This is a genomic window from Bacillus sp. LR_5 (genome assembly GCF_042709275.1).
Window position 1 is genome coordinate 1 of the sequence record NZ_JAVAXX010000232.1, and the last position, 10,373, is coordinate 10,373.

12 protein-coding genes are annotated in these 10,373 nt (G+C 46.7%); 3 read left to right on the plus strand and 9 right to left on the minus strand.

All coding sequences use genetic code 11. The features are described from left to right. Positions 1-850: NAD(P)/FAD-dependent oxidoreductase (locus RAC86_RS29185; protein ID WP_377886321.1), on the plus strand; the 850-nt coding region annotated here is incomplete at its 5' end. A 25-nt stretch (positions 851-875) separates the two neighbouring features. On the opposite strand, the gene RAC86_RS29190 is transcribed toward RAC86_RS29185, so the two are convergent. Further along, a complete protein-coding gene (locus tag RAC86_RS29190; protein ID WP_015714646.1) occupies positions 876-1,202 on the minus strand; it encodes a YuzD family protein in 327 nt (108 codons plus the stop codon). Positions 1,203-1,301: 99 nt separating this feature from the next. On the opposite strand from RAC86_RS29190, the gene RAC86_RS29195 reads away from it, so the two are divergent. Then, entirely contained in the window at positions 1,302-1,637 is a 336-nt protein-coding gene (locus RAC86_RS29195) for a NifU family protein (protein ID WP_010886606.1), read from the plus strand. 41 nt (positions 1,638-1,678) lie between these two features. Here RAC86_RS29195 and RAC86_RS29200 read toward each other — a convergent pair whose 3' ends face one another. From RAC86_RS29200 to cotNH, 5 genes are all read right to left on the minus strand, one after another. Next, positions 1,679-3,652 carry a S9 family peptidase gene (locus RAC86_RS29200; protein ID WP_377886322.1) on the minus strand — a complete coding sequence of 658 codons (1,974 nt, stop codon included), beginning with the start codon at positions 3,650-3,652 and terminating at the stop codon, positions 1,679-1,681. 107 nt (positions 3,653-3,759) lie between these two features. Further along, positions 3,760-4,689, minus strand: a complete 930-nt coding sequence (gene thrB, locus RAC86_RS29205; RefSeq protein WP_369877520.1) for a homoserine kinase — start codon at positions 4,687-4,689, stop codon at positions 3,760-3,762. After that, the gene (gene thrC / locus RAC86_RS29210) at positions 4,686-5,744 is read right to left on the minus strand and encodes a threonine synthase (RefSeq protein WP_377886323.1); all 1,059 of its coding nucleotides are present in this window, start codon (positions 5,742-5,744) and stop codon (positions 4,686-4,688) included. The genes thrB and thrC overlap by 4 nt, the downstream gene beginning before the upstream one ends. Then, positions 5,744-7,045 carry a homoserine dehydrogenase gene (locus RAC86_RS29215; RefSeq protein WP_003228694.1) on the minus strand — a complete coding sequence of 434 codons (1,302 nt, stop codon included), beginning with the start codon at positions 7,043-7,045 and terminating at the stop codon, positions 5,744-5,746. Before RAC86_RS29215 ends, thrC begins: the two co-directional genes overlap by 1 nt. 200 nt (positions 7,046-7,245) lie before the next feature. Further along, positions 7,246-8,265, minus strand: coding sequence for a spore coat-associated protein CotNH (gene cotNH, locus RAC86_RS29220; protein WP_003242649.1), 1,020 nt, complete (start codon positions 8,263-8,265; stop codon positions 7,246-7,248). Between the two features lie 152 nt (positions 8,266-8,417). On the opposite strand from cotNH, the gene RAC86_RS29225 reads away from it, so the two are divergent. Continuing rightward, on the plus strand, positions 8,418-8,918 hold the full coding sequence (locus tag RAC86_RS29225) for a phosphatidylglycerophosphatase A family protein (RefSeq protein WP_003243814.1): 501 nt from the start codon (positions 8,418-8,420) through the stop codon (positions 8,916-8,918). Positions 8,919-8,944: 26 nt separating this feature from the next. Here the strand turns inward: RAC86_RS29225 and nucF are convergent, their stop codons facing one another. From nucF to RAC86_RS29240, 3 genes are all read right to left on the minus strand, one after another. After that, entirely contained in the window at positions 8,945-9,715 is a 771-nt protein-coding gene (nucF, locus tag RAC86_RS29230; RefSeq protein WP_003243196.1) for a 5' nucleotidase NucF, read from the minus strand. 28 nt (positions 9,716-9,743) lie between these two features. Next, positions 9,744-10,178, minus strand: coding sequence for a DUF86 domain-containing protein (locus tag RAC86_RS29235; RefSeq protein WP_003228684.1), 435 nt, complete (start codon positions 10,176-10,178; stop codon positions 9,744-9,746). A 23-nt stretch (positions 10,179-10,201) separates the two neighbouring features. Further along, positions 10,202-10,373 (minus strand): YutD family protein (locus RAC86_RS29240; protein ID WP_377886324.1); only part of this gene is annotated, 172 nt, incomplete at its 5' end.

Genomic DNA, 10,373 nt, shown 5'->3' on the forward strand with positions numbered 1-10,373 from the left:
CGGTGATATCACATCAATTGATATTGTACAAAAACAAGTGCTGTTCCAAGATCGTGAACCGATTTCTTACGATGACGCCGTAATCGGGCTCGGCTGTGAGGATAAATATCACAACGTGCCGGGAGCGCCTGAATTCACCTACAGTATTCAAACCATCGATCAGTCCCGCGAAACCTACCAAAAGCTGAATAATCTGAGCGCTAATGCCACCGTCGCCATTGTCGGAGCGGGCTTAAGCGGCGTTGAGCTTGCAAGTGAATTGAGAGAAAGCCGTGATGACCTGAACATTATTTTGTTCGACCGCGGTAATCTCATTTTATCAAGCTTTCCCGAGCGTTTAAGCAAATATGTGCAAAAATGGTTCGAAGAGCACGGTGTCCGCATTATTAACAGGGCAAATATCACAAAAGTAGAAGAAGGCGTTGTGTATAACCACGATGATCCGATTTCTGCAGACGCCATCGTGTGGACAGCCGGCATCCAGCCAAACAAAGTCGTCAGAGACTTAGATGTGGAGAAGGACGCACAAGGGCGTATTGTATTAACGCCTCATCATAATCTTCCAGGTGATGAACATCTGTACGTTGTCGGCGATTGCGCCAGCCTTCCTCATGCACCGAGCGCCCAGCTGGCAGAGGCTCAAGCAGAGCAGATTGTCCAAATCTTGCAAAAACGCTGGAATGGAGAAGCCCTGCCTGAATCAATGCCTCAGTTTAAGCTGAAAGGCGTCCTCGGTTCACTCGGAAAAAAAGCCGGCTTCGGGCTTGTTGCTGACCGTCCGCTGATCGGCCGTGTTCCGCGTATGCTGAAATCCGGCTTGCTGTGGATGTATAAACACCATAACGGTTAATGATAGAGAAGAACCGCTGATCAAGTCAGCGGTTTTCTGTATACCCATGCTTCTCCATTTCCTCATAAACGTCTTTTAATTTTGGATTGCCTTCACCGACAATTTTGTCTTCTACGAGCACAAGCGGATAAAAATACTCGTCATTTCTGATTTTTTCCGCAAGCTCTTTCGCATGTTCATTGTCAGGCGGCTCATGAATATCGATGTACTGCATCTCAAAAGGCTGATTTGGATATTTTCTTTTCAGCGCAGCCTCAAGCCACTCGTATGTATCCTTGGCTGTCGGCATATTGACACAGCTCGCACAAACGGTTTCTGCCCCGTACACGCTTAGAATGACTGGTTTCATCACTTGTAGACGCCCCCTTCTCCTATGTAAGTCCTTTCTTTTAAGTATACAGAGCCAAAGGGCGTTTTTATAGAAAAAAACCGTTTTTGTGTTGAAGTCTGAATGTGCTATAATAGGGAAAGCAACTTTGCAAACCAAACAATAGATTTTTATTGTTACACTGAATATAATGGTTTTATGACGACGAAAGGAGCGAATGTCATGACTGAAGTTGAAATGAAAGAACAGGTGCAGGAAGTACTGGACAAACTTCGTCCGTTTTTACTTCGTGACGGCGGTGACTGTGAGCTTGTAGACGTAGATGAAGGTATCGTTAAGCTTCGTCTTCTAGGCGCATGCGGCAGCTGCCCAAGTTCAACAATTACGCTGAAAGCCGGAATTGAGCGCGCTCTTCTAGAAGAAGTGCCGGGTGTCGTTGAAGTAGAACAAGTCTTTTAATAAAGCAGCCAGGCTGATATTTGATCAGCCTGGCTTTTTTATTAGAGATAGTTGTCAAACCATGAGCTGATATAATTCAGGCGCTTGATCCGCTGTCTTGGGTGTCCGGTGCGTGATAAATTGTGCGATGCATTCGGAAAACGGACAAGCTTGGTTTCCTTGCCCATTTTTTTCAGAGCGATAAACAGCTGCTCCGCCTGCTCGATCGGGCATCGGTCATCCCGCTCGCCATGCAGAATCAAAAGCGGTGTCTCCACGTTTGCTGTGTATTTTAAAGGAGACCGGTCCCAGAGCTTTTCTGTGTCCTCAAACATGTCATGCTCAAGCTGCCAGTCTGTAAAGAAATAGCCGATATCACTGACGCCGTGAAAGCTGATCCAGTTTGATATCGAGCGCTGGGTAACGGCAGCTTTAAAGCGGTTTGTCTGCCCGACGATCCAGTTGGTCATAAAACCTCCGTAGCTTCCGCCCGTGACACCGAGCCGCTTAGGATCAATATGCGAATCTCGCTTGATAGCCTCATCCACAGCTTGCATCACATCGTCATAATCCTTTCCTCCATAATCCCCTCTGACCGCATTCACAAATTCCTGCCCGTAGCCGTGGCTTCCTCTCGGATTGATATAAACGACCGCGTATCCTTTCGCCGCCAGCACCTGAAACTCATGAAAATATGTATGTCCGTACATCATATGCGGACCGCCGTGTATGTTGAGAATAAGTGGATATGTTGTCTCACCTTCCATTTGTGCAGGCTTCATCAGCCAGCCGTTCACCGTCACGCCGTCTTCTGTAGCATATTGAATCTCTTCAGGTATTGATATCATATGCTCACTGACAAACTTGTCATTCGCGCCAGTCAGCTGTTTCTCTTCCTGTCCAAGCGGGATACTGTAAAGCTCACTCGGTCTGTCCGGCTTTGTCACACTGGCAATAAAGTGCTGTTCATCAGGTGAAAGAGAAAAGCTATTGATGTACTCTTTTTCCAGACGAACTGGATACACAAGGCCTTCAATCGAAATATAATAGATGCCCGTACTGCCTTGATCTGTGCCGATGACATAAAACCCTTGGCTGTCCTTTGTCCAAATCGGGCGCTGTTCAGCACCACCGATCAATGAATCTCCAATCAGCGCATCCGCTAAATGAACGTCCAGCATCTCAGTCAGACATGTGAGGCGGCCTTGTTCGATATCATAGAGCCACGCCTTTGAGAGCGTTGCATTCTTATATTCCTTCTCATTTCCAAGCAAAGCAAGATACCTTCCGTCTGGTGAAAATGAACTAGATCCGAATGAGCCGCGATGAGGTGTAACCTGCTTAAGATCTCCAGACTCCAGTGACATCATGTAAACATCATGCGGCTTGCTGGCATCATCTGTTTCAGTTAAATTAGCTGAGAAAACAAGCCATTTGCCGTCAGGAGAAAAAGCAGGATCACCATGATCAGCTTTGTGACTTGTCAGCTCCTTCATCTCACCCGACTTTACGCTGACAAGCACAAGCTGGGCATACGCGCCTCTCGTCAGCCCTTTGCCGTCCCGTTTGTAGGAGAGGCTTTGCACCTCAACAGGTTCATAGCTGTCCTGCTCTGTTTTTTCTCGGTCATCAATGCTTTCTCCCTCTCCCAAACTGACAGTGACCAGAATCGATTCGCCATCCGGGGACCATATTGGCTTTGACACGCCATACGGGATATCAGTCAGTTTTCTCGCTTCTCCGCCTTCAGCGCTCATCATATACAGCTGTGCCGCATCGCCTTCTCGATCAGAAATAAAGGCAAGCGTGCGCCCGTCCGGAGACCATCTTGGGTCGGTGCTTCGCTTTTCTCCATGTGTCCAAGGAACAGACCCGCCCGTTTTCGTTTCATAGATCCATATATTTGATGTATACGAATCTTTCTCTTGATTTACTTGTGATTTTACATATGCGGCACGGGTGCCGTCTGGGGCGTATTGAGGATCGGTCACAGAGACAATCGCTGTGATGTCGTCTGCGGTTATCAGCTTTTTCATATTCATCTCCTCCTTTTTACATGTATTTCGTTTTTCTAAATAAAAACTCCTTTATCTCCAGCAAAAAAAAGCGCCCTCCGCTGACGCTGAGGAACGCTTGGCATGATCTATACACTTTTTACTTGATATAAAGGATTTCGCTCTATTATACTTCCCTCTTTCGGAACGGTCAAAGCGTCTACTTCACAATGAGGGAAATGAAGCGCGAGCTGTTCTTTTAGCTCTTCTCCCTTTCCTTTTTCGGTCATGACGAGAATCGTCGGGCCTGCTCCGCTGAGAGCCGTTCCATATGCGCCCTTCATCTCGGCGACGTGCTCTACTTTTGACAGCTCAGGCACAAGCATCGCCCGGTACGGCTGATGGAACATATCCTTCTTCATGATTTTCCCGACAAGCGGCCAGTCCTTGGACATGATCGCAGCAATGAGGATATTGCTGACAGCACTAGCTTTTACGGCGTCAGCATATGGAAACTCCTTCGGAAGCACGTCTCTCGCGTCTCTTGTCAGCACTTCATAAAAAGGAATGACAACGACTACGTCAATGTCAGCAGTCGGGACGCGGATCATTTGGGTCTCGTCATCCTCATGCAGGCCGATCACAAGTCCGCCGACGAGAGAAGCGCCAGCATTGTCCGGGTGTCCTTCTTCTAGACTGGCTAAATGCAGCTTGTCCGCTTCAGACAGCTTTAAGCCGCATAATTCATCAGCCAGTTCAATGGCCGCTACAATCGCCGCGGCGCTGCTGCCAAGGCCGCGTGCAAGCGGGATGTCGCTCCACACCTTCACATGGACAGGAGGCATTTCTTTTCCGTACAAATCTGCGGTCCGTTTAGCCACTTGATAGATCAGGTTATCTGTACCCGCCGGAATTCCGGCGACTGTTTCTGTTTCAGCCTCAAAAGACCATTTGTCGCTTTCAAAGACGGTCAGCTTCAAATATCTGCTGAGCGCCATTCCGACTGAATCAAAGCCGGGGCCTAGGTTAGCTGTGCTTCCGGGAACAGTGACAGAGAACAGCATGTCGGCTTCGTTCATACACGGGCCGCTCCTTTTACATATTCAAGGATGCTGTCTTCATCAGTCGGCAATGTGACAGGCTTGATTTCTGAAATGTCGACCGCTGTGTTCGGATCTTTCAGTCCGTTTCCTGTTAACACAGCTACGACCTTGCTGCCTTTCGGAATTTCTCCGGATTTCACCTGTTTCAGCACTCCTGCGATAGACGCGCAAGAACCTGGTTCTGCAAACACGCCTTCTACACGGGCGATCAGCTGATATGCGTGAAGGATTTCATCATCAGTGACTTCGTCAATTTTCCCATTGGAATCCTCGGCTGCCTTTACAGCTTTGTCCCAGCTTGCCGGGTTTCCGATACGAATGGCTGTCGCTATTGTTTCCGGATTTTCAATCACTTCATTGCGCACGATTGCCGCCGCACCCTCAGCTTCAAAGCCGCGCATTTTCGGAAGGCCTGTGCCGTTTTTCTCATGATATTCCTTGAAGCCCTTCCAGTACGCAGTGATGTTTCCAGCATTTCCGACCGGGATCGCTAAAACATCAGGCGCTTCCCCCAGCTGTTCGCACACTTCGAAGGCAGCAGTTTTTTGGCCTTCAATGCGGTAAGGATTGACTGAGTTGACAAGGGCAATCGGTGATTTCTCACAGATGGAACGGACAATTTTAAGCGCATCGTCAAAGTTTCCGTCAATTGCGATAATCTCGGCTCCGTACATGACAGCTTGAGCGAGTTTTCCAAATGCAATTTTTCCGTTCGGGATGATGACAATGCATTTCATGTTAGCACGGGCTGCATATGCTGCCGCAGCAGCGGAAGTGTTACCTGTTGACGCGCACATAATCGTGTCATTGCCTTCTTCTTTTGCCTTTGCCACAGCCATAACCATTCCGCGATCTTTAAATGATCCCGTAGGATTGACGCCTTCCGTTTTGACATGAAGCTCAATTCCGAGCTGCTCAGACAGCTTCGGCAGGTGAATAAGAGGTGTGTTTCCTTCATGTAAAGTTAGCGCCGGTGTTTGATCTGTTACAGGTAAAAATTCTTTATATTGATGGATAAGTCCTTTCCACATTAGCTCCAACCGTTCCCTTCTACACGATATGTGCTTTTGACTTCTTGAACGACTTCCAAATCATTTAGGTTTTGCAGGATATCACTGAAATCAGCTTCTGATGTATGATGTGTGACAATTACGATTTCAGCTAACTCATCATGGCCTTTAATTGGCAGCTGAAGGATTTTTTCAAAGCTCACGCCCCGCTCTGAGAACACAGATGTAATTTTCGAGAATGAACCAACCTCATCTTTTACATGAATTCTTAAAAACTGCTGTGCATAAATGTCAGACGGCGATTTCATGTTTTTCTCATATTGCGGTCCCACAAAGCTGTTGCCGGTTACACCGAGGCGCATATTCTTCATGACAGCGACGAGGTCAGAAACAACGGATGTCGCTGTCGGCATGCTTCCGGCTCCCGGCCCGTAGAACATCGTCTCACCGACAGCCTCGCCGTATACATAAACAGCGTTAAACTCATTATGAACAGCAGAAAGCGGATGGTGGTCAGGAAGCAGTGTCGGCTGTACGCTGACCTCGATTTTGCTGCCGTCACGCTGAGCAATCCCGATCAGCTTCATTGTATAGCCGAGGCGTTTGCTGAAGCTGATGTCCTCGTCTGTAATTTGGGAGATCCCCTTTACTTTGACGTCTTCCAGATCCACGTTCATCGAGAAGCCGAGGCGCGCCAATATCGCCATTTTCCGTGCGGCGTCAAGCCCTTCCACGTCAGAAGTCGGATCAGCTTCGGCAAAACCGAGATCCTGCGCTTCCTTGAGCACTTCCTCGTATGGGCTTTTCTCTTTGATCATTTTTGTTAAGATAAAGTTTGTTGTGCCGTTCACAATTCCCATCATCTTTGTAATTCGATCTGATGAGAGGCCTTCCTCTAACGTGCGCAGAATCGGAATCCCGCCGGCAACACTGGCTTCAAAGTAGATATCGCATCCATTTTCCTTCGCTTCGGCAAGCAGCTCGGAGCCGTACACAGCCATTAAGTCCTTGTTTGCTGTGACAACATGCTTTTTCGATCTCAGCGCGTCGACCAAATATTGTTTTGTCTGTTCAACGCCGCCGATCACCTCGATGACGACATCAACATCTGGATCATCAATGACATCATACACTTCTGTCGTGAGCACTTCCTTCGGCAAATCTACTTCTCTCTTTTTCTCTAAATCTTTTACAAGCACTTTTTTTATCGTAACCGGACAGCCGACCTGATGCATAAGCTTATCCTGATGGTCTTGAATAATTTTAACGACACCGCTTCCGACGGTACCTAAACCTAAAAGCCCTACACGAATCGCTTTCAAAAAAACTCCACCTTTCTTTTGATTGTCCTCTTGGAAAAGACAATTGTTAACTCAACACAGACATATAAGTTACAAACATTATATAAGCCCGCTCCTGTTTTGACAAGACAGCATTAGGCTGAATTTTGAGAATGTAAACGCTTAACGCATTGATATGACAAGATTCTTTATTTTCTAATTATTTTTGTCAGATTTTCTCCTCACCTTGAGCTGCCTTTGCCGAGCCAGCTGACGCGTGGAACAAACAGCTTCTGCGCCCGCATATTCATGAATTCCTGCGCTGTATTGAGAAATTGTTCATAACGCCCACAGTCATTAAGAATGAAGTCAAGCTGTTCTTCAAAATAATGCTTTTCTGATTCTGATGACATGTAATAGCTTTCTACGATTTCAAAATAATGAAGCGGGAAAAGCAGACGGCTGTATAAAAGGCGTTTCGAAAATGAAGACAGCGGTGTGACTTGCTCGTATTCCTGTAAAAAGAGAAAGCCCTGCTGATTAAAATCTTGTCTGTGATGCAAAAACGTATGCCTCATATATTCAGCCAAATCACGGGAAGCGTGGTCAAACACCCAATCCGCCGGAATCCTGATCAATGATTCCGGTGACCATGTATGCCTTTCCATCCGCTGATGGCATATCGTTCCTGAATCAGCGGCTTGGGGCTTGTCATCCAGCTCAGTGTCCACTAAATATTGTATCGCGTTTTCTGACAGTCCTAAATAATATGGAAATGATTCGATCATTTTTTTATCGAATGGCTCATGCGGAGGGGTCTGAACCTTTCTCTGCCAAAATGCTTCCAGCTGATCAATTCGTTTTCCCCACAGATCCTTCCACTGGCCGATTCTTCCGGCCGCCTTCACCTCATATGGATATCCTCGGCCTTTTCGGTGAAATTCCGCAAGCTCCGCTCCAATGGAGAACGCCCTGTTTGAATAAGGGGGGGCCGCCTTCAGCAGAGCGTACGTTTTTCCCTCATGTTCAAATGTCAGTTCACCTTCTTTTGTAAAGATAAAAACCGAAACGTATGGGTCACTTTGTTCTTGTAAATACTGACTCATGTAATAAAGCTCCGCCAGCTCTGTTTCTGAGAATTGGGAAACGGGGACAATCAGAAAGTATGAATTAGGCGTCTGAAAGCATTGATATGTGTGCTGGTACATGGAAAGCTGCCTGATGTGAATGCCGTATTTTTCTTTTATTGTACCTTTCACCATGATCACCTGCCTGTTGAATTAGGGCTCATCACATCGTAGTCATACACAGCCGGAATTATGAATACATATTTTAATCCGAAGAAGGCGCAAGAAAAAGTCGTAAACTTCTCAAGCATTTTGTATAAACTAGTAAAAAAGATTGGGTGAAGCTGATGTCAGAAAACGAACAATTCAGTCAGATGGAAGCTAAAGCAAGAGCACGGATGAAGGAGCGCGGCGTTGAGGTATCAGACATTGCCGAGCTTGTCTTTTTTCTTCAGAAAAAATATCATCCGGATTTAACCATTGATGAATGCACGCTGAACGTCAATCGTGTTCTCGCAAAACGCGAGGTGCAAAACGCAATTTTAACGGGCATTGAATTGGATGTTCTTGCTGAGCAGAAAAAACTGTCTGAACCGCTGCAAACGATGCTGGAAATAGATGAAAGCCTATATGGAGTAGATGAAGTTCTGGCATTTTCCATTGTGAACATTTACGGATCGATCGGGTTTACGAACTACGGTTACATCGACAAAGAAAAACCCGGAATCCTTAAACGATTGAATGATAAATCAACCGGTGAATGCCATACCTTTTTAGATGACATCGTCGGAGCGATTTCCGCCGCGGCTTCAAGCAGACTGGCTCACCGCGCGCGGCATACAGAATAAGGGCACCCTTTTAGGGCGCCCTTTTTTCAAATGTATGGAATCCATTCAGTCAGAGAGTCAATGGCGTGAGTCGGTTTTTCCATATCGTCTGTCATATGTTCTCTTTTCGTTACGCCTGTGTGAACGAGCAGCGTATCCATACCCGCGTTTATGCCGGCCATAATATCAGTGGCGTAGTTGTCGCCGACCATGAGTGTTTCAGACACATCTGTGCCGAGAACGCGCATCGCCTGCTCCATAATAATTGATTCCGGCTTGCCGATAAATACAGGCTGTACACCTGTAGATACGGTTAACACCGATGTCAGTGAGCCGTTTCCCGGCAGAAGCCCTCTTTCAGTCGGAATCGCAATATCTCCGTTAGTGGAAATAAAGCGGGCGCCATTTCTGATTGCCAGGCAGCCGACAGCAAATTTTTCGTATGTAATGGAACGGTCGATGCCAACAACGACAAAGTCCGCGTTTTCTCCGCCAAATGTCAGGCCGTTTTCTTCAATCGCCTGGCGGATTCCTTCCTCCCCAATCACATACACAGACGCGTCTTTTTTCTGCTGTGCAATGTGCTGGGCAGTTGCCATGCTGGTCGTGAAGACCTGCTCTTCTGTTGCCGGAATATCAAAAGACACGAGCTTGTCCGCTACCTGCTTCGGTGTACGCGAAGAGTTGTTTGTCACGAAAAGATAAGGAACGCCGCGATCTTTCAGCGTTCTGACAAATTCACACGCTTCCTCGATTTTTTCCGTGCCATTGTACATCGTTCCGTCTAAATCAATTAAATACCCTTTATATGTTTTCATATCCAACACTCCTGTGGCTTTCCAGTTGTTATTTAAACGCAGAAACAGGTCCTAGCTCTGTTTCCAAATAGCTTCTGATCCGTTTCGGGAAGTCTTGAAGAGCTGTTTGATGCGCCTTGATCAGCCTGTAAAGCTCGCCGCTGTCAGCGAGCAGATATTGTTGAACCAACGTTTTGCGGTAGGCGATCAATTTTTTGAGCTCATCACCCTCTTTTTCCGTGACAACTTTCTCATCAACAAGTATATCCATAATGTCGTCATAGCTGCCCGGGTCCCGCATAATAAAGCCGTCAATCATGTCATTGCCTGTATCCAAAATGCATTCGATTAACAGATGGCCTATACGCTGAAGTGCCAATTCCCCGATTTCAGACTGCCAGTCTGTTTGTGAGTCAAATAGCGCCAGCTGGTGCTCGAAGAACCCTAGTGTTTTCTCGATTTTGCTTCTGTCAACAAAATACATGACAGCATCCCCTTTGTGTATATTTATTTTCTGATCCGTTTCAAGACAAAATACGCACAGCCGAAATTGCAGTATTCGTAAATATATTCATCTAATGTGCTGATTTTCGTTTCGAAGGTTGCCTTTTGATTCTGGTCGTCAAAGAAGCCCTTGAGCCTTAACTGACCGTATCCCCAGACTCCCACAATATAATCG